Raw genomic sequence first — 26561 nt, 5'->3', positions numbered from 1 at the left:
GCGCTTTCAAATTAAAATTGGACTGATCGTACGGAGAGAAAAATGTCGGACACGACGTCGGTTGCTTCTTTGCCGGGCGGAATCCCGCATCCGCACGGGGGCAAGCCAAAGCTCGATCATGATAGCGGCATCATCACCGTGCTGGTATTTCTGGGTCTTCTTGCAGGCGGCATTTTCTTCACGGCATGGAGCCTTTATCAAGACGTCAGCAACGCGGGCGTGCAGATAACGACGTGGCTGCCCTTCCTCTTGCTCGGCGTCGCGCTGCTCATCGCACTCGGCTTTGAGTTCGTAAACGGCTTCCACGATACCGCCAACGCTGTTGCGACTGTCATCTATACGCATTCGATGCCGGCCAATGTCGCGGTCCTGTGGTCGGGCTTCTTCAACTTTCTCGGCGTTTTGCTTTCGACCGGCGCGGTCGCCTTTGGAATTATTTCGCTTCTGCCGGTCGAGCTTATTCTCCAGGTCGGATCGAGCGCTGGCTTTGCGATGGTCTTCGCCCTGTTGATCGCCGCTATTATCTGGAATCTTGGAACGTGGTGGCTGGGCCTGCCGTCTTCCTCGTCGCACACGCTCATCGGCTCGATCATCGGTGTCGGCGTCGCCAACGCCTTGCTACGCGGCCGTGACGGCACCTCCGGCGTCGATTGGGGGAAAGCGACGGAAATCGGCTATTCACTGCTTCTTTCGCCCGTGATCGGGTTTGTCGCCGCGGCGGCGCTGCTGCTCATCCTGAAATTCGTCTTGCGCAATCCCGCTCTCTATAAGGAACCTGCTGGCAACCAGCCACCGCCGTGGTGGATTCGGGGACTTCTCATTCTCACCTGCACCGGCGTGTCGTTCGCGCACGGTTCCAATGACGGTCAGAAAGGCATGGGCCTCATCATGCTGATCCTGATCGGTATCGTGCCGACCGCATATGCCCTGAACCGCGTCCCGGCTCCCTCGCAGATTGTCGAGTTCAAGGCGAACGCCGCCGCTGCCGCCGAAATCATCGAAAAGCAGGCTGCCGGCTATAACGTCCTCGGTAACCCGCGCCCTGCGGTCACTGCTTACATTTCCGCGCGAGCGATCAATGAAGGCACCTATCCGAGCCTCGCTGTCCTCGTTCGCGATATATCAAACCAAGTCGACAGCTACGGCACGCTCGACAAAGTTCCTGCTGCCGTTGTCTCCAACGTCCGCAACGATATGTATTTAGCCTCGGAGGCCCTTCGATTTCTTTTGAAGGACAAAGCCAATAATCTGAAGCCGGACGAGGTTGCCAAAATCACAGCCTTCAAGGGCTCGCTTGATAAGGCAACGCGCTTCATTCCGTTGTGGGTGAAAATTGCGGTCGCCATCGCGCTCGGCCTCGGCACGATGATCGGATGGAAACGAATTGTCGTGACTGTCGGCGAAAAGATCGGCAAGTCGCATCTGACCTACGCCCAGGGCGCTTCAGCAGAAGTCGTCGCCATGGCAACGATCGGAGCTGCCGATATGTACGGCTTGCCGGTTTCAACGACCCACGTCCTATCATCTGGCGTAGCGGGAACGATGGCGGCCAACGGATCCGGGTTGCAATGGTCGACCGTCCGAAACCTAGCCCTGGCGTGGGTATTGACGCTGCCGGCGTCGATCCTGCTTGCCGGCATGCTGTACTGGACCTTCATCAAGCTTTTCTAGAGCGGCCTTGCGCGCCACTCTCGCAACAATAAGCCGATGGGCGCCCGGGATGCCGGCGCCCATTTTTTGTTGCAAGCGCATTGCGTCAATGCGCGACGCTCCGCGTCTTCGCAACCAAATTGACAAGAAAGACTTGTGCGGAAAGCCGATCGGCAGTTTCTTGCATGCTGGCAGGCGCGAGTCGCAGTGTCCGCGCGCACGTGTCGCCTGAGCGTCAGTAGTCTTCCAGCCGCAACCGGCGGCAATCATTCATCCAAGAGAGCATCATGCATCGCCACGTCAAAATCTTCGCCGCCGCTTGCATTCTCGTCGCGATCGGCTTCGTCGTCGGGCGATATGTGATGATTACCAATGTCGCCCAATATGATGGCGACCATCCTTGACGTCGCCCTGTTCGCTCAGCGCGGTGTACCCGCGTCCTGCATCACGATAGCCCGTGGCATATTTGGTCGTTCGTGATCGAACACGAACCATCCCATCAAGACGGTGGCGAGGACCAACCCCAGGATACTTAGGGTAAGGAGTCCTTCTTCCCGGACATGCGCTTGATCGTCGGAATGGCGGGAAATACTCATAGCTCAATTCCACTTCTGTCGAGCGAAGATGCGTCCTGAACACGGGCTTATTCAGCCGAACATGCACAAGGCGAACTCATTCGCGTTCGATAAATGTCGAGAGAACCCCCGCGGTCCACTCACTTCCTCTGCCCCAATCCGACCATAAGGGTGCCGCGATCGCAACACACGATTTATTTCAAATTTTCAGTCTTGACTGTGCGGTGCAATTGAGAAAGGCCCTGCGCCGACGAGGTGCAAGGCCTTTGAGAATTTGTTGGGCGCTGCTCGTTTGGGAGGGCGCTTTTTTCAATCCGCCGTATCAGCACCAGCGATGGTTCGAAAGACAACGACGAAACCCGCTCCCGCTCCAGCCCCATCGGCTGGCGCACATGTGTTGAACCCCGACACATCCCGCATATCCCGATTGGTAATATCCGGAACTGAAAGCGTAGCTATAGGCGCGCGAGTATTGAATGCCGTAGGGCGGCCCAGGATATCCCACCCAGCCTTTGCGTATCCAATGAGTCTTTGCGGCCAACGGATGGTGATTGAGTTCGCCCGTCGCAAACGGCCCCGCAGCAGCAGTGTTGGCGACCAGTACGCACGCCGCGCCGGCGGCAATTACAAGTTTCTTCACGCCGTCTCTCCGTTTGAAGCGTGTGTCTCTGTCGGGAGTGTCGGCGAGAAACCTTGCAAACGGACTATGGTCGAGCCGCCCATCATTTCAATTTCGGCGCACGGTTTCGAATGACCGAATAAGAGATTCAAAACGGCACAAGTTTGCCGGCAAATCTGGCAGCGCGGAAATCCCGTTACGGTCGTGCTGGTGTCATTTCTTGCGATGTTGAGGTCGCAGCAGCCCGCGGATTCATCTGGCCGTAGTAATAGGCGGCAGATCCAAGCGCGAACGCCGCGAGCAGAACGACGACAAGAAAGTTGAGCGTCCGGTCGCTCGCTCTCACGATATCGTCGATGCTTTTGCTGTCGTGCCACAACGCCATGACAATGGCTCCTCTTAATCAAGGTGACTTGGGCGCCGCCTGGGGGATAATGACTGTTGGCGGTGCCGTGAGTTCGATCACGCCGTTGTCATTCAGAATTCGCCCATACATCAACAATCCGATCAAGCCGATGCCGAGCACTAGAACGATCAGCGTGCCGAGGAGTGAAACGCGGCGCGCAGCACGATGGGCGTCGGCTACGACGGCGCTGTCGATAAAATCGCGATCGTGATCAACCGTCATGCGCCTGTCCTCCAAGCGAGCTTTGAAGGAAATAACGGCGCGCATCGCGAATAGGTTCCGGCGGCATCATCTGGCCGCTAAAAGCAGAAGAGAGCGGCAATTTCTTACCGCTCTCTTCGGTGAGCTTATCGCTCATGGACAGAACCATTTGGGGACGGCGCGGTTCTGTCGGCCGCCGATGACACCTCCGGGGTAGAGGTTGACCCTGTAGATCCAGGGGCAACAACTACTCAGCACACACGCTGCTGTCGGCATAAGTGAAGCAATCTGATTTGGGTCGGTGCGGTCAAGCCCGTGGCGATCAGATTTTTCTCCGAGCGCCAGCTACAACCGAATCGGATGCGAATAGGAACAGCGGCCCAGACGAATCTGCTCCTTACGAAAACGTATTGCGATTCCATCGTTTTGTTCATCTTGATGACAGGAACGAAGGCGTACCAGAGCAGCACAACAGCAACGCCGAAGCGTTGCCTGACTTGTCACTTATGGAGCCCAATAATGAACAAGACACTGACCGCGGCAGTCGCTGCTGTCGCCATGATGCTCGGCGCAGGCATGGCCAATGCAACGGAAGCCAAGCCCGTTCACCACCATCATCATCACGCTACAAAGCACGTCGCCCACAAGCATTTGGCTTCCAAGCACGTCACGAAGAAGCATCTCGCTTCCAAAACCACGAAAAAGCACGTTGCTTCGAAACATACGAAGAAGCACGTTGCCTCGAAGAAAGTCACCAAGAAGCCGGTCGGCTGATACGCATAGCAGGTGCGTGGCCGTCGCCCTCGCACCTGCTATTTCATTCCTGAAAAATAACCCGGCTTTGACCCTCGCGCCTGCATTCGGGTGCGAAAGTATCGTGCGCCGTTTTCGCGCCGGTTAGATCACGCGGTTTCTTCAATCGCGCGCGCTTTGCAGAATGGCGTCGCTCAGCATCTGCGATAATCCAATCAGTTCATGAAGACCGGTCTTGTCGTCCTGCAGGATGCCGAGCGTTACGTTCTGACCGTCCGTATCGACACTCGCATAGCAGATCGCCTTCAGCTCTCCGCATTCGGCACGAGCTAGAAGCTCTTTAAGCCCGACAATGAGCCGCTGCTTTTCTTCCAACTCTTTCTTCGCGCGTTCACCACTTAGAAGAACCAGATTTCCCATCTGCTCACCTTCCGCATCAGCAACAGAGGTTCAGACCGACGCCATGCTGGCATGCGTCGGGGAGGCGCGTCTTTAGGGTTCGCACGCTTTCATCCCTCATTAACACTTTGAGGCGCGGGTTGTTGAGGCAAGTGTTACGCGGCGGACTCGGCAGACCTATTTCGATGCCGACCCCTGCCAGAGTGCCGGGTTGGTCAGAAGATCGAGGAAGCCGACTTTCTGTCCGATTTTGACGAGGCTTGAGCTGAGCCCCAACTCGGCCTGTGGCGCCGCTCCCGACGCTTCGCTCGCCGTCTTGCGCGGAATGCGCGGTCGTGCGCTCCTTGTAGTCGAATGACGCCGTGTCGCCGTCTTGTCTTTCACGGCTTTTTCTTCATTGCTTCGCCGCGACGACAGCACGATAGAGCGCATTTCAGTGTCTTGCGTAACGACGTGAGGCGGATCGACTTCTGCGGGCTGCGCCGGAGCGGGAGCCGGAGCCGCTGCAGGTGTCGGCGTCTGCGACTCCTCTTTCGAAATCGAGCTTGTTGCAATATCCGAAAATTTCGCGCTCAAGGCTTCAGCGGCATTTCGTGCCGCAGCCGCCGACGCGCTGTTGTCGTTCACTGCGGTCGCAAAGCTTCCGCGTCGTGACGGCGCGACGAACGCAGGCAGTGCGGACTCGGATTTGCGAACACTGGCCGTAGCATCATCGGCCGACGCGGCGGCCGCTTGCCAGCCCAAAAACGCACACGCCATCACTAGCCTGATTGCGGTAGGCCCCATCGTTTCACCTTCGCTCCCCAACGCTATGAACCATCGCAAGCGCGGCGAGAGAAAGGCCGGGATTCTCAGCATGATGCTATGCGACGCATGCGGAGCAGTAAAAAAGTGCCCGGAAGCGATCTGCTTCCGGGCACGTCTTTTCTAATGGTTTAATGAAGATCAGCGCCGATCGTCCGGGCGCCGGTCATTCGGGCGTCGATCGTCATGACGGCGATCATCACGCCCTGGCCCGGCATTTCGCGGCCGATCTGGCCGATGCCAGCCCGGACCCGGCGGCGGTTTCATGCCTGAAGGGGCGCGATAGCCGGAGCGCCACCAGCCAGGAGCGCGTGGTCCCGGCGGCGGCGGCCGCCAGCCAGGGCGCGCATAGACTTTGAAACCAAACCATCTCTGCCGATCGGCGTACCACGGACGGCCGACGTAATATCGGTTCCAATAGTCGCTTGCCACGAACGCGACGACTGGAATGCCGAAAGCTGCGATGCCGACGTCGGGCAGCAGGGTGGTCTGACCGCGATAATCAAACCCAAGATACTCGCTGTAGACCCAGCCACGGTTGCCGCCCCAGAGGACGTCGCACCAGGATTCATCGCGAAGACATCCCCGCACGTCGACGGGATCGCCCTCAGGAATCACGCCGACACTTGGAAATTCGGTGTCTGGGCCCGTTCTCATATTGACGTTTGCGCTCGTGAATCCGGGCGACGCTTGTGCCGCGCTGCCGAGCGCGAGGAACGCGGCGAAGATGGCCGCTGATCTCCTTATTCTCATGGGAACTCCTGATTTCGATATGTTCGCTCTCTCGAATACGAAACCATGGCGACCTCAAGGCCAAACCGATCTTGGCGATCGCAAAGCTCAAGTCATTTCGTCGTAGGCATGATCGATAACGGTCTACCCCGGCCCGCCTAGTCCGTCCTGGTGCCCAGGCCGTCGCTACCTTCTTCTGATTGCCTGCTGCGGCGAAGTGAGCGTCTCGGGAAACTTGGAACATCGCACCGGCGTTTCTAGCTAAGTTAGGAAGTTGGGTAGGGCGTCTGAGCCAATGAAAAAGTTCTCAGTCTTGCTCGCATATGCGGCAGTGATCGCAATGACGACGGCGTCGTCCGCCCAAGACGCGACCACAAATCCTCCCTCGCCGACGTCACCGTCTCAGCCCGACACCGCAAGTCCTCTTACGCCACCCGACTCGAACGGCAGCCCTTTGACGCCCGCGCCGACTAATCCAGTTAACGGCCAAAATCAGCAGCAATCTGGCAGCTCAGCTGCGGTACAGTCGAGTTCAGAGGTGCCGTCGACCTTTGTGCAGACGCCCGTCGAAACCAACCGTGTCGACCCATCTGCGCCGAGCAATCTTCAGCTCGAAATCGATCCGTCGAGCACCGCTGCAACGCTTTTGAATCCGGACGCGCCGCAATTAGCGCCGACCGCCGCAGGCGTCTCGCTCAACGCCGTGCAGGGCACGACATCGACGGCAGCACCAACGAGCCTTGGCACTGCGATCGGGTCTCCAACATCTTCGAGCGTATATCCGGCGGCAGTCCAACAACCCGCGGCAACGCAGGCATTCCTTTCCACCCTTCAAAGCCTCGGCGCGAGATCATCGCGTCTGGGTTCTTCAAGTCCGTCGTCTATCGGCCCGCTGATCGGATCCGCGGCGGTAAAAAGTTCCAGTCCGGTCGAGACAATGTCGTCGGTGCCGGTTTCCGCCCGAGATTCGACGTTCATGCGATCTCCCTCTTCGACGTCATTCCAGTCGAGTTCAATTCGCCCACTCACGATGCAATCATCGCTGCGCATCGGCTCGACGTCGTCCCATCGGCTGATGAGCAGCGGACGCCGCTGACAACGCGCCGCACGTTTGGCGCGGAACAGCAAAGCACGTGCACCCGTTATAGCTCTCGATGGAGCTCGGGCTCCATTGATCAAGGAGCGCAGGTTGAGAAATCTATCTCGCCCGTGCTCCGATTGGCGGCATCACAGAAATTGAGATCAAAGATGAAACTGAGCGAGTTTACGCGGCGCGCACGCGCGTCCCGGTTGAGCAGGAAAGCGAAATATGACGCCGCTTTCGAGCGAGCGGTTCGCGATTTGGAGCTGTACGACGTCGCGACCCCGTCGGCATCGTCTGGAACATTCCTGTCATTTATTCGAAGCGAACTGCGAGCGGGAAAATAGGGAGGTGCCGACTGGCGCTGGCGTCGCCTTGATGATTTGACCGCTGGCCGGCGAATATGTGATGAATCTTTATGGTTCGCCGAACGGGAAGCGCTGATCTTCCACTTCATACCGGCCGCGTCCCGCTTTGGCTCGCGGGGCGCATGGCGACGCTCGGCTCCGTGATCTGCCAGGCGATCGTCGAGCACTACGGTCGAGATGAACTGCTCGCTCGCCTCGCTCATCCGTTCTGGTTTCAAGCCTTCGGCTCTGTCATGGGAATGGATTGGCATTCCTCGGGCATCACCACAAGCGTCATCGGCGCTCTGAAGCGCGGTCTCGATCCGATCAAGGACGAAATCGGCGTCTATGTCTGCGGCGGCCGCGGCCGGCATTCGCGTCGGACGCCTGACGAATTGAATTTGCTCGGCGATCGCATAGGCGTCGATGCGCCAAGCCTGACCCGCGCCAGCCGGCTTGTCGCCAAAGTCGATAGCGCGGCGGTTCAGGACGGTTTCGAGCTTTATCTTCACGGCTTCTTCGTCACGCGCGAAGGCCGGTGGACCGTCGTCCAGCAGGGCATGAACGGAGGATCACGCCAAGCCCGGCGCTACCATTGGCATTCCGGCTCGTTGTCGAGCTTCGTTGATGAGCCGCACGCCGCAATTGAGGGACCTGAGCAAGGCGAAATCATCAATCTCACTGACCGCCGCGCCGAGAAATCCAGGTCTGCGCAACTCGATTTGCTCGCTGACTTTGGCCCGGATCGCATCGTCAAGGAGCTGTTGGCCCAGACGCCTAGCGCCGCGGCGCCATCCGATCAGCTCGACCTTCCCCATCTTATCATGCCCGCCCACCATGACGTCCGTTCAAGCGACGTCTTCACGCGCCGCCTGCACGGCACGTTGGCGGCGGCCGCCGAGCGCGGACCGGTTGACTTTCCGGAGTTGCTCCTGACGCCAGGCGTTGGCGCACGCACGGTGCAATCGCTTGCGATGGTTGCCGAAGTCGTGCACGGCGCGCCATATCGCTTTCAAGATCCCGGCCGATTTTCCCTCGCCTTGGGCGGGAAGGATCGCCATCCGTATCCGGTGCCGATCAAGGTCTACGACGAAACGATCGCCGTTCTGAAGTCGGCGGTCCAGAAGGCCAAGCTCGGCAACAGCGAGTTGCTCGCCGCGTTGAGACGTCTGGACGATCAGGCACGCCGGCTCGAGAAGGTCGCAGGCGGCCCATCCTTAGAAGCGCACATCGCGCGCGAGCGGACGCGCTCCGCCGAATACGGAGGATTGTCGGTATTCGGCTGGGAAGGTTCGGCTGCCGACGCACCCAAAAGTGCCGCGACCGACCCCATCAAACGGCAAACTGCCCGATAAGGACCTTCAGTTTCGGCTCTCGGACCAGCCGCGCCGCATCGCTTTGAGCGAACCATTCCCGGACGCGCTCGTCCTTTTCGGGCCAGCTCTTGCGCTCTTTCTTGACCCATAAAACATAGACATCGACGTCAATGACGCGAACGATCCCGCCGGGCATCCTCTTCCTGTATCGATAGCTGCCTATCGGCGGACCTTTCATCTTGCCGCTTACGCCGGCTTCTTGCTTTGCCTCGCGCGCAGCGGCCTTCGCATCGCTCAATCGCTTTGCCGGCCATCCTTTCGGAATGACCCACCGGCCTGTCTCTCTCGAAGATACGAGCAGAACTTCAACACCACCTCCCCGCAGCTTTCGCAGAGGCAAAGCGCCGACCTGCCGAAGGGTCATGACGAAATTTCCTGCTTCAAACGAGGGTTGGGAAAAACGCTGCTCACGCCAGGTTCGATCTATGCGTTGAACGCCGTGTAGCCTGCCATCGGAACTTTCCGACACCCGCGCCGGTTTTGTTCAAACCTGTGGTCTGGGAGATAACGGCAATGCCCCCGGATTTGGATCCCTTTCAGGATCGCGAATTCAAGGACTGGGAGGTACGTCCGACGGCCAATTCGGCCTGGGTTGGCGTTGTCGTACTATTGATCGGCGTCTCCCTCGCCGGCTGGTACGTCCTTGGCCGGGTCGGCACCTCGCGGATCTTGGCGTTCGCGTCTGGCAGCCCGTCAGATACGCACGAGGCGTTGCCGCCGAAGCCGACGCCATAACCCATTGAAGCTTTCGCGCAGCCAACCCTAGGACTTTTGCGATTTGGCTTTTTCGGCGAGACGGTCGACAAGGTCTTTGTCGATCTCGGCAGGCTTCCGATCGACCGGCCGCACCGGCTTATTATCGTCCTTGCGATCGACGGCGATCGGGTCGCTTCCCGGAAATGTTTCGTTAAGCGCCTCGTCGAGCTCTTTGTCGATTTCCGCCTTCGGCTTTTCGCGATTCATGGGATCCATCCTAATTCGGCCGATCGAAATGTCCGATCCGGGCTGACCGATATCAACGCCGGAGTCGATCGATTGGATCAATTTGCAAAACAAACCTCGGCGCGAGGGCGGTAAACCATGCGCCGCTGTCACTTGGCATGTATATATTCCTGGGAAGGCCCAAATGCCATCGTGCCGACTATCGGCAGATGGAATGGAGAATAAGATGAATAAGCTGCTTCAGGACCAAGGCTTCAAATACCACCTGATCGCCTATCTCTTGGTCAACGCCATTCTTATTGTCGTCAATCTCATGCACCCCGACCATCTCTGGTTTTTCTGGCCGTTGATCGGCTGGGGCATCGGCATTGCGGCCCATGCCTATGCCGTTTCGAAGGGCCCTCGCCCGCTGCGACGGCCGCCGCCGGACCAGGTGAGGCGTCCGGAACGGCACTGACCGACCGGTTTATACGCTTAAAATCCGCGGCCGCTCCGTTGCGGCACTCTGGTGGCTCACTCGGGCGAAGGCACTGTGGCAATCGCCCTTCCGCCGCGTTAGAAGCGGGCCCATGCAATCAGAATTTTCCAGATCCTCTACCGCTGCCGGTTCTGCTCCCGAAGAGAGGCCCGGCGATGCGGCGAGGCCAAAGTCTCCCGCGCTCGCTGAAGGCTTTGTGCTGCTCGACAACAGTACGAGCCTCGACGCCATCTCCGAGCTTTTCGAGCGGCCTGTTGAAATCCTCCGCGCCGATTCCCCTGACGAAGTCGCACCCGCGCTATCGGCGTTGCAAAGGGGGATCGAACGCGGATTGCACGCCGCTGGCTTCTTTTCTTACGAACTCGGTTATTTGCTAGAGCCTAAGCTGACCCACCTTATGCCGCCCGATCGCAAGGTGCCGCTGCTTTGGTTCGGCCTCTATGCGGCACCTCGGCAGCTCATGGGTGCAGAAGTCCAGAGCTGGCTCACCGAGGAAGCCATCGGCAATCCGACGCTCGGCGAACTCGCCCATAGCTGGGACCGCGACTCTTATCTGAAGCGCTTCGATGAAGTGCAGAAGAACATTAGAAGTGGTGACATCTATCAGCTCAATCTGACATTCAAGGCCAAGTTCAATCTCGAAGGTTCCCCACTCGCCCTTTACCGCGACCTTCGCCTGAAGCAGCGCGTCGCCTACGCCGGCATTGTCGACACCGGAGACGTGACCATCCTGTCGGCCTCGCCCGAGCTTTTCATCCGGCAGCACGATCGCATTATCGAGACGCGGCCGATGAAGGGGACAGCTCCGCGCGCCGGAACGCCTGAGGGCGAAGCCGAGGTCCGCCGCGCCCTTTCGAAGGATGTGAAGAATCGCGCCGAGAATTTGATGATCGTCGATTTGATGCGCAATGACCTCGGACGCATCGCCGATCTCGGCTCAGTCGGTGTCACCGATCTCTTCACCGTCGAGACGTTCAAGACGCTTCATCAGATGACATCGGGCGTCGAGGCGCATTTGAAAGACGGCGTCGGCATCGTCGATATTCTGAAAGCGATTTTCCCGCCTGGCTCCATCACCGGCGCGCCGAAAATTCGTGCCATGGAGCTTATTCGCCAACTCGAAACGGAGCCGCGCGGCGTCTATTGCGGCGCCATCGGCCGGTTCTCGCCCGACGGCACGGCACAGTTCAACGTCGCGATCCGAACCGCGATCATTGACCGCAAGGGCGCAGGCGAGATGGGCATAGGCTCGGGAGTTGTGGCGGATTCCGACGGTCCCAAGGAATACGCCGAGTGCCTTCTCAAGATGAAATTCCTGACCGATCCCGTGCGCCGTTTCGAACTTATCGAGACGATGGTCTACGTGCCGGGAGAGGGCGTGTGGTTGCGGGGATATCATCTCGCGCGTTTGGCCGCATCGGCTTCCTATTTCGGATTTGCCTACGACGCCGAGAAGGTTCGCGACGCCATCGATCAGGCGGTCGCGACGGCGCCGCCGGACCAGAGGCTACGCGTAAGACTGCTGCTTGACGAGGATGGGGGCGTTTCCGCAACCGCCACGCCACAACCCGAAACTCCCGCTGACGCCGTCATGCGATATGTAATTTCCGATACGCGCGTAAACAGCAGCGATCTTTTTCTCTATCACAAGACCACACGGCGCGAGCTCTACGACAGGGAATGGAAGCACTACCACGACACGCTTGGCGCCGATGAGGTCGTATATCTCAACGAGAACGGCGAACTCGCCGAAGGAAGCCGGACTACGATTTTCATCGAGCGTGACGGCCACCTGTTGACGCCACGCCTCGCCGCCGGGCTGCTGCCTGGAACGCTGCGTGCGGCGCTCATCGACGATGGCCGCGCAATCGAAGCCCGGCTTACGATCGAAGACGTCAATTCATCAAAAGCGATTTATCTCGGCAATTCCGTCCGCGGCTTGGTCCGCGCGGAACCGCTCGTGCCGAGATTAGCGGTTAACGACCGACGGAAAGCCTGACTCCGGCGCGCTGGAAACACGCGTATCCGGATCGAGAATTGAGGTCTTGGTCCCATGGTGCGCAGCAACGAACGTCGCGATGAGCGCCGCGAGCGTCAACGCGACGGCCGTCACGATTGCTTTCGATGAAAGTCGTGCCCTGCGGGCAAAGACCTGGGATGCTTCTTTCGGCATGTCGCAATCGATACCTGCCGGCATCGCACACCTCCAGCCCTCGGGATGCCGCGCGACACCTTGCCAGCGGCGCAAGCGAAGCTCCACCGGCAGCACAAGTTGAAGCAAATTGAACACGTCTCAACGCTGATCGAAATCAGCCGTTCTTACATGCCTCGGACCATGCAGCCGAGCATAAGAATTGAATAGGCCACGAGCATCGCCCAGGACTCGTTTCCGGTCAGCATGGGGATATCGGCGCCGAAGAATTTCGACATCAGTACGATGACTGTCAAAATCACTGAGAGCATAAAAGTAACGATACTCGGCGCCTTCAATCCCATGTCGTGAGCCCCATCCTCGCTTCTCAGTCGAACCCGCATATCCACCCCCCACCGTTCGTGGCCGCAAATCACGAATCGTTATAGCAGGCGGCAACGATACCGGAGACGGTAGCGCTGGGGATTAATGTGGAAAGCTTGGGGACTTCAAGTCGAAGGGCGGCCGGCCTGTGGCCCGGAAATCCGCCTCGGACGGAACAGCCGGCCAAACCAAAACAATAGGATGAGGGATAAAGCGCCCGCGCCCGCCACCGCCTGCGGATGTTTGTCCCAGAGCAGAAGGGGTGCGACGCGCCCGTCCCAGACCAGTCTTGCGTCGTGAACGAAGTCTCTCGGCGACAGGCCGGTGACCGGAGCGAGCATCATGTCGACCGCCGCGGATTGGTCGCTGCTCGCGATGATACGGTCGCGAACCCGGCTCGACGCGAGGATTTGCATACGCGCCGGCTGCTCCGCGATGGCCTTCAAGACTTTTTCCCTCGGCGTTGGCTTCAGCCCCGAGAGATACCCAGCCAGTGAATTGAGTTCGTCCTCCGACAGCGAGCGAAGCAGCCCGTTCAGATCGTTGGTATCGAGAGTGAACAGCATGTCGCGCGCGGACGCCGGAACGCTCGCAATCTTCAGGATCGCCGCGCGATCGTTCAGCGCGAGGATACGGTCGAGGGACGCTCGCGTAAGGTCGCGAGGATTGATCCGCTTATGCAACTCGTATTCAACGACGCTCCCGAGCTGATCACCCGCGAGTGCCGACCAGTCGAGCCCTGCCTGGATCGACTTGAGATCGCGAGCGATCTCCATGCCTTTGTCGGGCATGAGGTGAACGGCGGTATTGAGCGATCCATCCTGTAGGCGCCGCAGGATCGACGGCTCACCTTCCGACGTCACGAGAATGGACACCACTTCGTCGAGCCGCGGCAGGGACTGTGGCTTCACGCCATCGAGGAATGATTTGAACGCGCTGTTCTGGTCGGCAATCCGCAACACCAGATCATGCGCCCGCCGAAACGACTGCCAGACTTCGATAACCTGATCGGCGGCGGCCTGGGCGATATCCTTCACATGGTCGTTCATCTGCTCTTTGAGCGTATTCGCAAGCTCTTGGCGGACTTTCTCTTTTGTCGCGGGCGCCTTCATCTCCTGCGCGATGATCGGCAGCACGCCGTTGCGAAAATCCCAAAGGTCCTTCGCGATCAGAACCAATCCGACGCCACCCGCAACGACCGAGACAAGCCGCGACAGGACACTCCCGACAATGCGTTGGCCGACCCGCTCGGCAAGGTTCGCGAGCTGACGGCGAACGATCAGGATCGTCGCGCCGGCGAGGCCGCCGCTCGTCCCCTTGAGCATGGATTCCGCCGATACGTCGCTCGAGCCTTTGTTGGGGTCGACGATGACGCCCTTGCTCGCATCCCCCGCGAGCGCGCTGGCGACGGCGCCGCCGTATCGCGGGCCGACATAAGCCTTCAGACATTCAAGCAGTGATCCGGTCGCGTCCGAACTCGCGAGTTCGATTGTCTTGCCGACTTCCTTGGCAACTCCCGTCGCCAGGTCCTCGATGCCGGCCTTGACAGCGTCGGAGCGATAGACCCGCTCCGCGACCAAGGTGGCAAGCTTCTGCGACTGCTCGCTGTTGGCGAGGGACTGTAGCCGCTCGGACCAGCTCGTCTCGTTCGTCACCTCACTGACCGCGATGTCGACCCGGTTATCGATGATTTGGTCGAGGTTCCTCTGCCGCCATTGGTCGGCAACCAGCGCATTGTAGTCGATCGATTTGGTGCCGTTCGTGATGGCCTCGGTCGTGATGGCGACGACGGCGGCTTTCAGCGCGTTTTCATCTTTGGCTTGGCAGGCTTCATAGTCCGCCCGGCTCATCGGCTCGCCGAAAGCCGTCGAAATGGGAAGCTGGACGAGCACCAGGGCCGTGACGGTGATGAGCGAAACGGACGGGCGTAACGAAAAGGTCACTTCAGCTCAATTCCAGCATAAATCGGCACGGTGTTGTTCCCGCGGGAACAAGGGCGGCATAGGCGCTTAAGTATAATTGCACCATTACGGGTGAACAGTGACCGGACGATCGGAAATCGTGTCAGCCTCGCGTCAGAACGACAAATTTCGCCCTCGGCCGCGAAGGCTTCGACACGGTTTGACCGAACGGGACGAATTAACGCGGAGGGGTGGTAGCGGCGGACCCGATCCCCACTTTTTGTGCTGCAACGCAGCAACACTTTGTGAAAAGTAGGCGCGGCATGACGTCCAGCTTAACCAAACGGCAGTATGCGGACGTCAAAAGCTATGGAGTTTTCAGCCACTTCGTAATAGCTTCACAAACTAAGTCTCAACTACGGGAATTTGCAAAGAAGCTCAAATCTTCGGCGACGCGACAAAGTTGCGTTGGCATCCAACGCGGTCGCGTCGTAAGAGCGGCCGGAAGAGAAATAACGAGTTCGACGTAGGTAATGAAAAACAAAGAAAAATTTCAAGCCCCGCGCGGAAGTCTGTACATCCCCGGGGGCCGGTCGGGTGTGCTGCTCATTCACTCTCTCGGCGGATCACCGCTGGAGATGAAGGCAGTTGCCCACGCGATGTCGCGTAAGGGAATGACGGTTTATTGCCCCGTCGTTCCGGGTCTGACATTTGGAACTGACGTCTCTGGCCTCTCGACTTGGCAGGACTGGTACAAGTCCGTTGCCGAGGCCTTCGATCACATGCGCACCGTTTGCGATGATATCATCATCGGCGGCGCTTCGGCGGGCTCCATCCTCGCGTTGAGGCTAGCGGCCTACCGGCAAGATCAAGCCTGCGGCCTGATGCTTTACGCGCCGACGCTCGCCGTTAACGGTTGGGCGATCCCCAAGACCATCAAGCTGTTCCATCTCGTCACCGACAAGTGGACGGCACGCCTCTTCAAGTTCCGCACGCCCGCGCCCTACGGCATCAAGGACGAGCGCGTTCGCAACTTCGCTCTCGAGTCTCTTCGTGGCTCCGACAACCTTCCCGCCGATATCACCGAGCGCGGTGGCGGTACGGTCTACGAGTTCCTGTCACTCGTCAGGAACGTCCGGCCGATGCTGTCGCTGGTGAAACTGCACACGTTGATCTTCCATCCTCGCCACGACGATCAGAGCGACATCAAGAACACGATGGCGCTTCAGCGGAAGCTCGGCGGCATGGTCGAAGTTTCCGTGCTCGACGACAGCTATCACTTGGTGACGCTTGATCGCCAGCGCGGCTATGTTGTTGAAAGAACGTCAGAATTTGTCGACCGTTTGCTTGCGCGCCGGGCCGACAAAGTTGCTATGCAGAAGGCAGCTTCGACTAATTCGAAGCAACTGGGGGCGGCTGAGTAGCCGCCGCCTTCGCGGCTTTTTTCTTATGAGATGATTTGGCGACGTCGGTGGCTCCAAGCTTGGAGGCGCCCGACGCGGCCGTCTTGCTCTTTTTCGAGTCGGCCGTCTGTTTTTTCCGGACAGCCGGCACGGGCGCAGGAGCCGGAGGCAGCGCTGCTTGCGCGTCGCACGCAGGCAGGTCGGCTGGTGCGCGCGTCCAGATGAACGACTTCCCGAGGAAGCGCATCCCCTTGTAGCCCGTCACCTTGAGCGTGTCAGGACCGACGAGGTCGAGAGCGACGCTGTACGATTTGCCTTCCTTGGGATCGTAGACCCAACCGTTATCGAAACCGCCGTCGGAAATCTTCTCGAGATCTCCCATGATCGGCAGCCCGCAGATCATCCGGTTACGTTTCGATGGTTCAGGATTGTATCTGTCCATCTTCGGCTGACCGTCGTCAGCCATCGGCTCTTTGAGCCAGTAGATCTTTCCGCAAAGGGTGGTCGGCGTGCAGATCTCGATCTTGACGGCGCCCTTTCCGGTATCGTCGTACCAGACGCCGACCTCTTTGGGGTCGGCGGCCGCCGGAGTAACGTGAATCGCAATGCCGAGAACGAAGCCCGCGGCAACCAATGCAACGCCTGAACAATTCGCAATGTTGAAGCAACGCATGACAATAAACCGCAGATGAAAGTTCAACTTTCATACTCCTATGCCGCGAAAGAGGCAAAACATTGGAACCTATTTGTTAAACCCTCGCTAAGGCTTCACTGGTCCGGCCGCCGCATTGCGGACAATATGCTTGGCGTCTGACGCGGCAAAACATGACGCGGACCGTTTTGCGTTTCGCTGTGGTAGCGATGAAACAATAAGGTTATACGGACCCTGACGTGTATCGGCGCGCCCATTGTTTCATTTGAGTGCAAGCGCCAAGTGGTGGCCTGGCCGGCCCTTCTTTAGAAACGATTGAGAGATCCAACAGGCACATGGTCTTTACGCTCGCGCTTCGTAATTTACTGCATGATCGCGTCCGTCTGGCCGTGACGCTGATCGGCATTCTTTTTTCGATCGTTCTCGTGGCCGTGCAACTCGGGCTCTATCTCGGCTCGAGCCGGATGATCACCGCCAATATCGCGCGCTCGAACGCTGACCTCATCGTCACGACATTCGGCGCCAAAAGCTTCGAAGACGGCGGCTTGCTTCTGGGTGATCGCGAACGCCATCAGGCTCTGGCAACGCCCGGCGTTGAAAGCGTCGTTCCGATCGTCGTCGCGTTCGCTGAATGGCGAAAACCTGAGGGCGGCTCTTCGCGCGTCGTTTTGATCGGTGCCGACGCCGACGACCAGGGCCTTGTTCCCTGGTCGCTGACGAAGGGCACGGTGGAGGACATCAAAGCCCCCGACGCGATTGCGGTCGATCAGACCTATCTCGGCGAACTTGGCATCAACGGCATCGGCGATACCGCCCAGGTGGCCAACGGCCGCGTCAAAATCCGGGCGCTGACCGAAGGCATCCGCTCGTTCACGCAATCGCCCTACGCCTATACGACTCTCAATCGCGCCCGCCAGCTGCTCGGCGCCGATGACGACAAGTCGACCTTCCTGCTCGTTAAGCTTGCTCCCGGCGCTGACATCGCCGAGGTCCAGAAAGATCTCGGCCGCCGTCTCGAATCGGCCGACGTGTTGACCAAAGATGAGTTCGAGTCGCGAAGCCTCAAGCAGTGGCTGTTCCGGACCGGAGCGGGCTTGGCGCTGATTGGGGGCGCCATTTTGGGCAGCCTTGTCGGCACCGTGATCGTCGCTCAGACCCTGTACTCGAGCACCAAGGACCATATTCACGAATTTGCGACTTTGCGTGCCCTCGGGTCATCGAGAGGCTACATTTACAAGGTGATTCTGGCCCAGGCAGCGTTAAGCGCGATTATGGGCTACGTGCTCGGTATGGTGATCGCATTAGTGATACTCTATCTCAGTAGGAATTCCTCCTTGCCGTTGGTCATGACCCCCGGTTTGGCATTTTGGCTTTTCGCACTCACGTTATTCATGTGCGCGATCTCGGCCCTTTCGGCCATCGTCAAGGTCACGAAGATTGATCCAGCCACGGTGTTTTCGAGATGACCGCTACACCCGTCATGCGCGCGGAAAATATCGTCAAGGAGCTTGGCTCCGGCGCCGGTCTGGTGGTCGCCGTCAAAGGCGTTTCGCTCGATCTTGTTCCCGGCGAATTGACGCTTCTTATGGGCCCTTCCGGCTCCGGCAAGACGACGCTCTTGTCGATCCTCGGCTGCATTCTGAAGCCGACATCGGGCAGCCTGCGCATCGCCGATACCTTGGTCGACGGGTTGTCGGCCGAAGAGCTTGCGAAGGTGCGCCGCGATCATATCGGCTTCATCTTCCAGTCCTATAACCTGTTCCCGACGCTCAACGCGCTCGAGAACGTCCGTATCGCGCTCGACGTTCGCGGCATCAAAGGCTTCGCCGCGACCAGCCGATCGGAAGAAGTCCTGCGTGAGGTCGGTCTTGGACACCGGCTGACCAATTATCCGCGCAACCTCTCGGGCGGTGAACAGCAGCGCGTCGCCGTGGCGCGCGCCATTGCCAGTTCGCCCTCCATCGTCCTTGCGGACGAGCCGACCGCAGCGCTCGACAGCGAAAACGGTCACGCCGTGATGGCGCTCCTTTCGCGCATCGCGAAAGAACAGAATCGAAGCGTGCTCGCCGTGACGCACGATCCCCGAACCTTGGGATATGCCGACCGAGTGGTGCGCATCGAAGACGGCAAAATCGTCGGCGAGGAACGCCGGCCCGAGGGCATCGATTCCCCGGAAATCACCGATTTGACGAAGAGGCGAAAGCTGCATGCGTAAGAAGATTGATCCCGCGATCACGACAATTTTGGTCGCCGCGGCGGTTGCGCTCGTGGGCGGTTTCGGCGTTAACGCTCTGACCGAAACAGAAACATTGTTTTCGAGCGTCGCAAGCTCGGCCAAGGCCGACACCGCGTCGCCGACCCCGCAATGGGCCGCATCCGCCACCGCGCGCGTCGAACCGAGGGACGGTGAAGTCCGCATCGCCGGCGAAGTCGGCGGCAAGATCGTCGAAATTCTTGCCAACAATAACGATCAGGTGAAAGCCGGGGATCTGCTGATCCGTCTCGACGACGAAGATTACTACAACAAGATTTACGCCGCCCAGTCGGAAGCCAGCGTCCGCGAGCGCGAGCGTGCGGATGAGGCGGCGACGGGTCCCGCTCTTGATCGGCGCAACGCAGCCGATGCCCTCTTCAAAGCGCAGCAGGCCGTGTTCGAAGCGCACGAAACCTTCGACAACGCGTACCGCGCTTGGAAAACCGCCAATGGTCCCGAGGACGCAGTCGATAACGCCCGCAAGGATCTCGCCGCCAAGGAAAGCGCTCTGGAAAGCGCCAAGAAGAAATACGCGGACGTCCAGAAAATGGCTGGCATGCCGTTGGAACAGCGGCTGGAATCATCGCTTTCTCTGGCCCGCTCGGATCTCGCATCCGCCGAACTCGCGCTTGAGCGCACGCGCATCCGCGCCCCGGCAGACGGCACTGTCCTCAATGTCCTCGCCCGCGTCGGCGAAACTGCCGTGCCATCGCCTGACAGCGCGGTGGTGGTCTTCGGCGATATGTCGAGCCTGCGCCTGCGCGCCGAAGTCGAAGAACGCGACGCCGCCAAGGTTCATGTCGGCCAACGCGTCGTCGTGAAAGCCGATGCTTTCCCCGACAAGACGTTCGAAGGCACCGTCACGTCGATCTCGCAATCGCTCGGCGCTCCCCGTATTGCTACGCGCGGGCCTCGGCGCCCGAACGACGTCGAAGTCGTGGAAGTAATGATTGCGCTCGATGGTCATCCGCCGCTGTTCACCGGCATGCGCGTCGACGCGTTCTTCAAGCTCGACAATCAGGCCGCAAACAACGTCTCCGCAACGTCGAAGACAAACTGATTGCAGGCATCGCAATTACTATAAAGGGCCCCGGAATTGATCCCGGGGCCCTTTTCATTCGCTATTCTCGCACGCGGCTTGCTTGAACTTAGGCCGCCGCCGCAGCAGTCGCGTCGATATGCTCCGCAAGCTTCGGGTCGAGCTTGAGCGCCGCCGCCAGCGACGACAGGAACGCTTTTTCCGCGGGAGAATTATCAGCGACCGCGATGCGCGCAGCGGTATAAAGCTGAACCGCCTCCTGGGGGCTCTTCACTGATCGGGCGAGTTCCTGCACCGACGTCGGGCTGTTGAGTTCTTTCGCGAAGAATGCTTCCGCATCATCGCCCGCGCCCGCTTGCTTCAGGCTTCCAATGATCGCGTCGTGTTCGTTGGGATCAATCCGGCCGTCGGCATGGGCAGCGGCGATCATCGCTTGAATATAATGAACCGCGGCGTCGTTACTGATCGCGGATGGCTCGAAACCTGATCCGACCGGAGGCGCCTCCGTCGACGTCGCGCCGGTAACGAGAGGGCGCCCGGCTTGATAGTTCTGCACGGCTTTGTAAGCCAAGCCGCCGATCATCGCCAAAGCGCCGACCCGGGCCGCGCTAGCCGCAAGAGAACGGCCGGCATGCGTTCCAAGCAAGAGGCCGCCGAGGCCGCCTGCCGCCGCTCCGGCGACATAAGGATTGTTCTGCACGAACTCCTTGAGCTTGCCGAGGATCTGCGCGGCTTGCGGATCGGAGGCGAGACGGCCGAGCGCGTCGCTCGCACCCGTTGCCTCGCCGATGCGGCTGGAACCCTCTTTCACGCCTTGCGTCGCCTGGCTGAGAACTTTGCCCAGGATATCGGTAATGCTGCCGCCGTCGGTAACGGCACCTCCGGCTTGTCCGAGCTTCTCTTTGAGTTGGGTGAGAACGTCACCAAGTTCTGGGCCGGAACCCGCCGGCGATGAACCGGTGCCGGCTCCCGCAGGCGCTGGCTGGCCTTGCGACAGGCTTTTGCCGATCTGGCTCAGAATGTCGCCGAACCCACCGCCGCCTGCCGAGGGCGATCCACCTGCACTGCTTCCGGCATTCTTTAGAATGTCATTCAATATGTCGCCGAGGCCTCCGCCTTGCGCCGGCGATGCGCCGGTTCCGGAAGGCGCAGCGCCTCTTACGATATTTTCGAGGATGGATTTGGCGTCGAACATGGTGGGGGTCCTTCCGTTACAGCCAATGGCCTGCAACGTAAGTATGCGGCGCCGCTGGTACAATCGGACGTGTGAACAATATCTCGAATTTACTCTGCTGCGAGTGGCAGACGGCTTGGCGGACCCCCTCGTTCCACGCCATCACCCTGCTCGTCCGCCGGCTCATCCGTCGGCCCGATGAAGCGGCCGAAGATGCGCTGCATCAAGTGCCCGATGTTATCCATCACGGTAAAGAACGAAGGCACGAACACAAGCGAAAGCAAGGTCGAGACCAATAGCCCGCCGATCACCGCGATCGCCATGGGCGCGCGGAATTCGCCGCCGTCTCCAAGAGCAAACGCGCTCGGAAGCATGCCCGCAGCCATTGCCAGCGTCGTCATGATGATCGGCCGCGCCCGCTTGCGCCCGGCGTCGAGCACCGCCTGATCCCGGGCGACACCCGCGCCGATCTCCTCGATCGCAAAATCGACGAGCATGATCGCGTTCTTCGTCACGATACCCATCAGCATCAGAAGACCGATATAGACCGGCATGCTGATCGGATTATTGGTAATGAGCAGCGCGAGTGCGACGCCGCCGAACGAAAGCGGCAATGACAGCAAGATCGTGACCGGCTGAAAGACGCTGCCGAAAAGCAGCACGAGAAGTCCGAAAACAATGAGGATGCCCGTGCCCATGGCCGTGATGAAGCCATCGGCCACTTCGTCCTGCACTTCCGCGTCACCCGAAGGCTGCAACGTCACCGACTTCGGCAGATTTTGATCCTCGATGACTTTGAGAAATTTCTCGCGCGCCTCGCTCAGCGCCATGCCGCGGTCGAGATCGACGCCGACGACGGCACGCCGCAATCGGTCGAAGCGCTCGATCGATGCCGGTCCGCGCCCGAACGATACGGAAGCAACCGCGGTCAACGGGATGGCTTTGCCCTGTGCATTCGTCAGGCGCAACTGCTCGATCTGCTTGAGATCGGCGCGTGCGGCCTCCACAAGTTGCACCCGGATTGGGATTTGACGGTCTCCGACCGTGAATTTCGCTAAGTTGAAACCGGCATCGCCGATCGTCGCGACGCGGATGGCCTCTGCGATCTGATCGGGTGCAACACCGAGGCGTGCGGCGACATCGAGGCGCGGAACGACTCTGATTTCCGGGCGATCCGTCGATCCCGAAGCCGCGACGTTTCGGAACCCCGGTACGCCGCGCAAGCCGCCTTCGACTTTGCCGATGGCCGCGTTCAGGTCGTCGCCGTTGCGCGAAAGCATAGAAAACGAAAGCTCGCGCTCGCCGCGTTCGTTGACGTACCAAGCTCGCGTATCCGGAATGTCCGAGATCTTCGCTGCGATGATAGATTTCAGCTGCTTTTGCGTCAGCTTGCGCTTTTCCTTTGGAACCAGATGGACGAACAGCGCCGCGCGCCGGACCTCCAACTGTCCCGTCGGGCTCGTGCCGCCAAGCACGAACACTTGCGACACTTCCGGGATGCTTTCGAGCGATTTGACCACCTGATCGGTCTTCGTCTGCGTCTCCGCGAGCTGTGTCCCAGGCGGCAGTTCGACGGAAACGACGACACGCGACGTGTCTTCGTCGGGCAAAAAGCCGGTCGGCAGAAGCGTCGTCGCGTAGATCGATGCCGAGAAAAGCGCCACGCCGGTGATGAGCGTCAGATAGGGATGCCGCAGGGTCATCGACAGGAAGCGCGTATAAAAGCGCATCAGCGGACCATCGACGTGTTCTTTCTCCGGCACCGGCCGCAGCAGATAGGCCGCCATCATCGGCGTGATGAGGCGCGCGACAAGCAGCGAAACGAGAACGGCGACGGCGACCGTCAATCCGAATTGACGGAAGTATTGCCCCGCGATGCCGCCCATGAACGAGACGGGCGCAAAAATCGCAACGATCGTCAGCGTGATGGCGATGACGGCAAGGCCGATTTCATCGGCTGCTTCGAGCGCCGCGCGATAGGGCGATTTACCCATGTGCATATGGCGCACGATGTTTTCGATCTCGACGATCGCGTCGTCGACCAGAATGCCCGTCGCCAGCGTGATGCCGAGAAGGCTGACGAGATTGAGCGAGAATCCGAGCGCGCTCATGGCCCAGAACGTCGGCACGGCGGCAAGCGGCAGCGCAATCGCCGCGATCATCGTCGCCCGCCAGTTTCTGAGGAAGACGAGCACGACCAGAACGGCGAGCGCGGCGCCCTCCATCAGCGTTTCCATCGCCGCTACATAGTTGCCCCGCGTATAGGCGACCGCGTCGTCGATTTTCGTCAGATGAACTTCTGGATATTCGGCTTGGAGTTTCTTAAGCGTTTCGTTGACGGCATCCGATACCGACAGCTCGCTCGAACCTTTCGTTCGGAAAACGGAGAACGAAACCACCGGCTGTCCGTCAAGCCGGGCAAACGACCGCTGTTCGCTCGCGTCATCTAAGACATTCCCGAGGTCTTTGAGGCGCACTTCCCGCCCGCCGGCCAGGATGATCTTCGCGTCGCCCAGCGATTCCACCTGCCGAGCTCCGGCAAGCGTACGGATTGCTTGCTCCTGGCTCCCGACCTCGCCACGACCAGAGCCGAGATCGACATTCGTCGCGCGGACCTGCGCGTTCACCTGTGCGGCCGTGATACCGTAGGCAAGCAGCTTGTCCGGATCGAGATTGACGCGAATTTCGCGATCGACGCCGCCGTATCGCTCGACGCGGCCGACGCCTTTGGTCGCCTGCAGCTGCCGCTTGATCACATCATCGACGAACCACGACAATTGCTCGAGCGTCATTCCGGGTGACGTCGCGGCAAACGACAGGATCGCTTGGCCTTCGACGTCGATGCGTTCGACAATGGGTTCGTCGATCGTCAGGGGTAGGTCGGCTCGCACTTTCGAAACGGCGTCTCTGACGTCGTTCAATGAGCGATCCGTGTCGGTCCCAAGCCGGAATTCGAGGACCGTCGACGACAAGCCGTCTGTCAGCGTCGATGTGATGTGCTTGATGCCGACGAGGTTGGCGACCGAATCCTCGATGATCTTTGTAACCTGCGTCTCGAGTTCGGCCGGAGCCGCACCCGATTGCGTCACCTTGATCGAAACGATCGGGACGTCGATATTCGGAAAGCGCGTGACGGGAAGTGCCTTGAAGCTGAGCGTGCCGAGCAGCATCAAAACCGCGAAGAGCACGATGGCGGGCACCGGCCGCCTGATCGACCATGCCGAGATATTGAGCCGCATCACTTCGCCTCGCTCAATCGCGCTTCCGGCAGGACGGGCCGAACGAGATCGCCGTCGCGCAGGAACGTACCCGCGCGCGTCACGACGAGATCACCTTCCACGACCCCGTCCTTGATTTCGATGAGATCGTTGGCGACCAGCCCGACTTTTACGACATGCTTTTGCACCTTGTTGTCTTTGACGACCTGGACCGACGCGAGCTCGTGATCGAAGCTGACGGCTGCTGCCGGAACCGCCAGTCCGCGGCTCGACGCCGTCTCGATCCGTCCGCGCGCGTAAGAGCCGATGCGCAACACGGGGTTCGTGCCGATAAAAATCTTTACCCGCCCGAGCCGCGTCGCCTTGTCGACTTCCGGCGAGACGAGCCGCACCTTGCCCTCGAAATCGCCGATCTGAGGCACCGTGACGATCGCCTTTTGTCCGACTTTGACGTTCTTCAGCTCGGTCTCGACGATCTCTCCGTCAAGCTCGATCTCGCCGTTCTCGATGATCCGGAACATCGGCTCGCCATTCCCGGCGGCCATCGCGCCAATGCGCGCCGTTCGCCGGCTGATCACGCCGTCGGCGGGTGATGTCACGTCCGTATTGCTTCGCCGCCAAAGCAGTTCGCGCCGTTGCGCTTCGACCTGTTCTTTTTCCGCCTTCGCAGCCTCCAAGCCATCGCGCGCCGCGATGAGCTGGGCAGCCGTCGTCCGCGCCGCACTCTCCCGTTGATCGTATGTCGAACCCGAGAGATAGCCGGACTGCTTGAGCGGCACCGCCCGCTCGAGCTGTGCCGCCGCCTCTTTCGATTGGGCGTCCGCCTGTACGATTTGGCTCTGCGCCTGTGCAATGGCAGCGGTGGCACGCGCGAGATTGGCATCATTCTGCGCCAGCTGAGCGTCAAGCTGCTCGGCGACGAGACGGGCGAGAACCTGGCCCTTTTTCACCTTGTCGCCTTCGTCCGCGAGGAGTTCGAGAACCCGCAAGCCTTCGACTTCCGGCGAGACCAAAATTTCCTCGCGCGGAACGAGTGACCCGGACACGGTTGCGGTTTCGACGAAGTTCTCCGTCGTCACCTTCGACACGGTGATCGCAGGTGCGGCAACCGGTTTTGCCTCTTCAAGCCGTGCGGCCTGGAGTTCCGCTGCGTGCCGCCTTTCAAGAAAAATCTGCCCGGCACCGGCGATACAGCCGGCAACAACGACGCCGATCAAAAGCTTTTTGATGTTCATCGATGAGCTTCCCGAACAGCCGATTTCGCCCGAGGTGCCGCCGAGTTCGGCTTCGATAGGATTGAGCAGATAGCCGGTCATCTCGATGATGACGGGCAGCACGGCGCGCATATCCGCGCTGGGATCGATCGCGCGGCGCCAGAACATTCCGTCACCGAACACGTTGAAGACCTTGACCAGCGTCGGAACATCGATGCGCGGCGCGATCCGCCCCTCGTCGATGAGACGGCGAAACAAGGCATCGAAATTGTCGTTACAGAATTTGTCGACGCTCATGAAGATTTCGGCGATGCGCGGATTGCGCGTCGCCTCGATCCCCATCTCGACCGCGAACCGCTGCCTCTCCGCGTTCTCTTCGACGAAATAATGCTCGCCGATGTCCCGCAGCGCTCCGAGAAAGTCGGTCGCTGTCGCAAGCGATGCAAAGCGTTCCGCGAATTCGGCGCGGTCTCGCTCGCACAATCCGGCGATCAAAGCTTCTTTGCTGTCGAAATACACATAGAGCGCGCCCGGCGAGACCTGCGCCTCTTTGCAGATCGCCTGCATCGTCGTCGCGTGAAAGCCGCCGCGCGTAAAACATCGAAGCGCCGCATCGAGAATGTGCTCGCGTCGCGCCCGCTGCGTATCTGGTTTGAGCCTTGGCATGGCCGGCCGAATAGCCTCTCGGACAATCACCTAAAAACGAACGAGCATTCTGTTTGCAGTCAGATTGCGGTGCCGTCAAGGCGAATGCTTGTTCGTTTTGCAGATTTTTGGGGAGGGCTTATGCGATTGGCAATATCGCGCCCGTGACGGACATAAATATAT

The 26561-nt window shown here is 59.7% G+C and carries 28 protein-coding genes; 10 read left to right on the top strand and 18 right to left on the bottom strand.

From position 1 onward, the window contains the following. Positions 1-42: 42 nt before the first annotated feature. On the top strand, positions 43-1671 hold the full coding sequence (locus QM780_RS13270; protein ID WP_415070928.1) for an inorganic phosphate transporter: 1629 nt from the start codon (positions 43-45) through the stop codon (positions 1669-1671). Positions 1672-2547: 876 nt separating this feature from the next. On the opposite strand, the gene QM780_RS13265 is transcribed toward QM780_RS13270, so the two are convergent. From QM780_RS13265 to QM780_RS13250, 4 genes are all read right to left on the bottom strand, one after another. Further along, entirely contained in the window at positions 2548-2865 is a 318-nt protein-coding gene (locus QM780_RS13265) for a hypothetical protein (RefSeq protein WP_415070927.1), read from the bottom strand. 175 nt (positions 2866-3040) lie between these two features. Then, positions 3041-3229 carry a hypothetical protein gene (locus tag QM780_RS13260; RefSeq protein ID WP_415070926.1) on the bottom strand — a complete coding sequence of 63 codons (189 nt, stop codon included), beginning with the start codon at positions 3227-3229 and terminating at the stop codon, positions 3041-3043. Between the two features lie 18 nt (positions 3230-3247). Next, entirely contained in the window at positions 3248-3472 is a 225-nt protein-coding gene (locus tag QM780_RS13255) for a hypothetical protein (protein WP_415070925.1), read from the bottom strand. Further along, positions 3462-3608: a hypothetical protein gene (locus QM780_RS13250; protein ID WP_415070924.1), complete on the bottom strand. Its 147-nt coding sequence runs from the start codon at positions 3606-3608 to the stop codon at positions 3462-3464. Before QM780_RS13250 ends, QM780_RS13255 begins: the two co-directional genes overlap by 11 nt. A 362-nt stretch (positions 3609-3970) precedes the next feature. On the opposite strand from QM780_RS13250, the gene QM780_RS13245 reads away from it, so the two are divergent. Continuing rightward, positions 3971-4225, top strand: coding sequence for a hypothetical protein (locus QM780_RS13245; RefSeq protein ID WP_415070923.1), 255 nt, complete (start codon positions 3971-3973; stop codon positions 4223-4225). A gap of 141 nt (positions 4226-4366) precedes the next feature. On the opposite strand, the gene QM780_RS13240 is transcribed toward QM780_RS13245, so the two are convergent. The 5 genes from QM780_RS13240 to QM780_RS13220 form a co-directional block, all read right to left on the bottom strand. Next, positions 4367-4624 (bottom strand): hypothetical protein, encoded by a 258-nt coding sequence (locus QM780_RS13240; RefSeq protein ID WP_415070922.1) that lies wholly within the window; start codon positions 4622-4624, stop codon positions 4367-4369. 156 nt (positions 4625-4780) lie between these two features. Continuing rightward, on the bottom strand, positions 4781-5389 hold the full coding sequence (locus tag QM780_RS13235) for a hypothetical protein (protein ID WP_415070921.1): 609 nt from the start codon (positions 5387-5389) through the stop codon (positions 4781-4783). 159 nt (positions 5390-5548) lie between these two features. Beyond that, entirely contained in the window at positions 5549-6160 is a 612-nt protein-coding gene (locus tag QM780_RS13230) for an SH3 domain-containing protein (RefSeq protein WP_415070920.1), read from the bottom strand. A 585-nt stretch (positions 6161-6745) separates the two neighbouring features. Then, the gene (locus tag QM780_RS13225; RefSeq protein WP_415070919.1) at positions 6746-6886 is read right to left on the bottom strand and encodes a hypothetical protein; all 141 of its coding nucleotides are present in this window, start codon (positions 6884-6886) and stop codon (positions 6746-6748) included. Positions 6887-6970: 84 nt separating this feature from the next. Then, positions 6971-7117 carry a hypothetical protein gene (locus QM780_RS13220; RefSeq protein ID WP_415070918.1) on the bottom strand — a complete coding sequence of 49 codons (147 nt, stop codon included), beginning with the start codon at positions 7115-7117 and terminating at the stop codon, positions 6971-6973. 521 nt (positions 7118-7638) lie between these two features. Here QM780_RS13220 and QM780_RS13215 point away from each other — a divergent pair. Beyond that, positions 7639-8922 (top strand): DUF763 domain-containing protein, encoded by a 1284-nt coding sequence (locus QM780_RS13215; protein WP_415070917.1) that lies wholly within the window; start codon positions 7639-7641, stop codon positions 8920-8922. On the opposite strand, the gene QM780_RS13210 is transcribed toward QM780_RS13215, so the two are convergent. Further along, the gene (locus QM780_RS13210) at positions 8900-9307 is read right to left on the bottom strand and encodes an NUDIX hydrolase (RefSeq protein WP_415070916.1); all 408 of its coding nucleotides are present in this window, start codon (positions 9305-9307) and stop codon (positions 8900-8902) included. The two genes, QM780_RS13215 and QM780_RS13210, sit on opposite strands and share 23 nt — an antisense overlap. Before the next feature lie 149 nt (positions 9308-9456). Here QM780_RS13210 and QM780_RS13205 point away from each other — a divergent pair, with 149 nt between their 5' ends. Further along, positions 9457-9678, top strand: coding sequence for a hypothetical protein (locus QM780_RS13205; RefSeq protein WP_415070915.1), 222 nt, complete (start codon positions 9457-9459; stop codon positions 9676-9678). Between the two features lie 27 nt (positions 9679-9705). On the opposite strand, the gene QM780_RS13200 is transcribed toward QM780_RS13205, so the two are convergent. After that, positions 9706-9906, bottom strand: coding sequence for a hypothetical protein (locus tag QM780_RS13200; RefSeq protein ID WP_415070914.1), 201 nt, complete (start codon positions 9904-9906; stop codon positions 9706-9708). 205 nt (positions 9907-10111) lie between these two features. Between QM780_RS13200 and QM780_RS13195 the strand changes: the two genes are divergently transcribed. Next, positions 10112-10342, top strand: a complete 231-nt coding sequence (locus QM780_RS13195; protein ID WP_415070913.1) for a 2TM domain-containing protein — start codon at positions 10112-10114, stop codon at positions 10340-10342. Between the two features lie 112 nt (positions 10343-10454). Continuing rightward, positions 10455-12362: an aminodeoxychorismate synthase component I gene (pabB, locus tag QM780_RS13190; protein ID WP_415070912.1), complete on the top strand. Its 1908-nt coding sequence runs from the start codon at positions 10455-10457 to the stop codon at positions 12360-12362. Here the strand turns inward: pabB and QM780_RS13185 are convergent. From QM780_RS13185 to QM780_RS13175, 3 genes are all read right to left on the bottom strand, one after another. Then, complete coding sequence (locus QM780_RS13185; RefSeq protein WP_415070911.1) at positions 12333-12560, bottom strand: hypothetical protein; 228 nt, start codon at positions 12558-12560, stop codon at positions 12333-12335. The genes pabB and QM780_RS13185 overlap by 30 nt on opposite strands. Positions 12561-12682: 122 nt before the next feature. Next, positions 12683-12898, bottom strand: a complete 216-nt coding sequence (locus QM780_RS13180) for a hypothetical protein (RefSeq protein WP_415070910.1) — start codon at positions 12896-12898, stop codon at positions 12683-12685. 105 nt (positions 12899-13003) lie between these two features. Then, positions 13004-14821: a hypothetical protein gene (locus tag QM780_RS13175; protein WP_415070909.1), complete on the bottom strand. Its 1818-nt coding sequence runs from the start codon at positions 14819-14821 to the stop codon at positions 13004-13006. Between the two features lie 491 nt (positions 14822-15312). Here QM780_RS13175 and QM780_RS13170 point away from each other — a divergent pair, with 491 nt between their 5' ends. Further along, positions 15313-16203: an alpha/beta hydrolase gene (locus QM780_RS13170; protein WP_415070908.1), complete on the top strand. Its 891-nt coding sequence runs from the start codon at positions 15313-15315 to the stop codon at positions 16201-16203. Here QM780_RS13170 and QM780_RS13165 read toward each other — a convergent pair. After that, positions 16172-16882: a DUF2147 domain-containing protein gene (locus tag QM780_RS13165; protein WP_415070907.1), complete on the bottom strand. Its 711-nt coding sequence runs from the start codon at positions 16880-16882 to the stop codon at positions 16172-16174. The genes QM780_RS13170 and QM780_RS13165 overlap by 32 nt on opposite strands. A gap of 287 nt (positions 16883-17169) precedes the next feature. On the opposite strand from QM780_RS13165, the gene QM780_RS13160 reads away from it, so the two are divergent. Genes QM780_RS13160 through QM780_RS13150 form a run of 3 tightly spaced genes read left to right on the top strand, consistent with a single transcriptional unit; the run spans position 17170 to position 20148 of the window. Beyond that, positions 17170-18300 (top strand): ABC transporter permease, encoded by a 1131-nt coding sequence (locus QM780_RS13160; RefSeq protein ID WP_415070906.1) that lies wholly within the window; start codon positions 17170-17172, stop codon positions 18298-18300. Next, positions 18297-19049, top strand: coding sequence for an ABC transporter ATP-binding protein (locus tag QM780_RS13155; RefSeq protein WP_415070905.1), 753 nt, complete (start codon positions 18297-18299; stop codon positions 19047-19049). Before QM780_RS13160 ends, QM780_RS13155 begins: the two co-directional genes overlap by 4 nt. Then, positions 19042-20148 carry an HlyD family secretion protein gene (locus tag QM780_RS13150; protein ID WP_415070904.1) on the top strand — a complete coding sequence of 369 codons (1107 nt, stop codon included), beginning with the start codon at positions 19042-19044 and terminating at the stop codon, positions 20146-20148. Before QM780_RS13155 ends, QM780_RS13150 begins: the two co-directional genes overlap by 8 nt. An 88-nt stretch (positions 20149-20236) precedes the next feature. Here the strand turns inward: QM780_RS13150 and QM780_RS13145 are convergent, their stop codons facing one another. From QM780_RS13145 to QM780_RS13135, 3 genes are all read right to left on the bottom strand, one after another. Beyond that, positions 20237-21322, bottom strand: a complete 1086-nt coding sequence (locus QM780_RS13145; protein WP_415070903.1) for a tellurite resistance TerB family protein — start codon at positions 21320-21322, stop codon at positions 20237-20239. An 89-nt stretch (positions 21323-21411) separates the two neighbouring features. Next, positions 21412-24540 (bottom strand): efflux RND transporter permease subunit, encoded by a 3129-nt coding sequence (locus QM780_RS13140; RefSeq protein ID WP_415070902.1) that lies wholly within the window; start codon positions 24538-24540, stop codon positions 21412-21414. After that, positions 24540-26399: an efflux RND transporter periplasmic adaptor subunit gene (locus tag QM780_RS13135; RefSeq protein WP_415070901.1), complete on the bottom strand. Its 1860-nt coding sequence runs from the start codon at positions 26397-26399 to the stop codon at positions 24540-24542. The genes QM780_RS13140 and QM780_RS13135 overlap by 1 nt, the downstream gene beginning before the upstream one ends. Positions 26400-26561 lie beyond the last annotated feature (162 nt).

The sequence above is a fragment of the Hyphomicrobium sp. genome (assembly GCF_047600905.1).
GTDB lineage: Bacteria > Pseudomonadota > Alphaproteobacteria > Rhizobiales > Hyphomicrobiaceae > Hyphomicrobium_B.
This window is presented reverse-complemented; position numbering and strand designations above follow the sequence as displayed.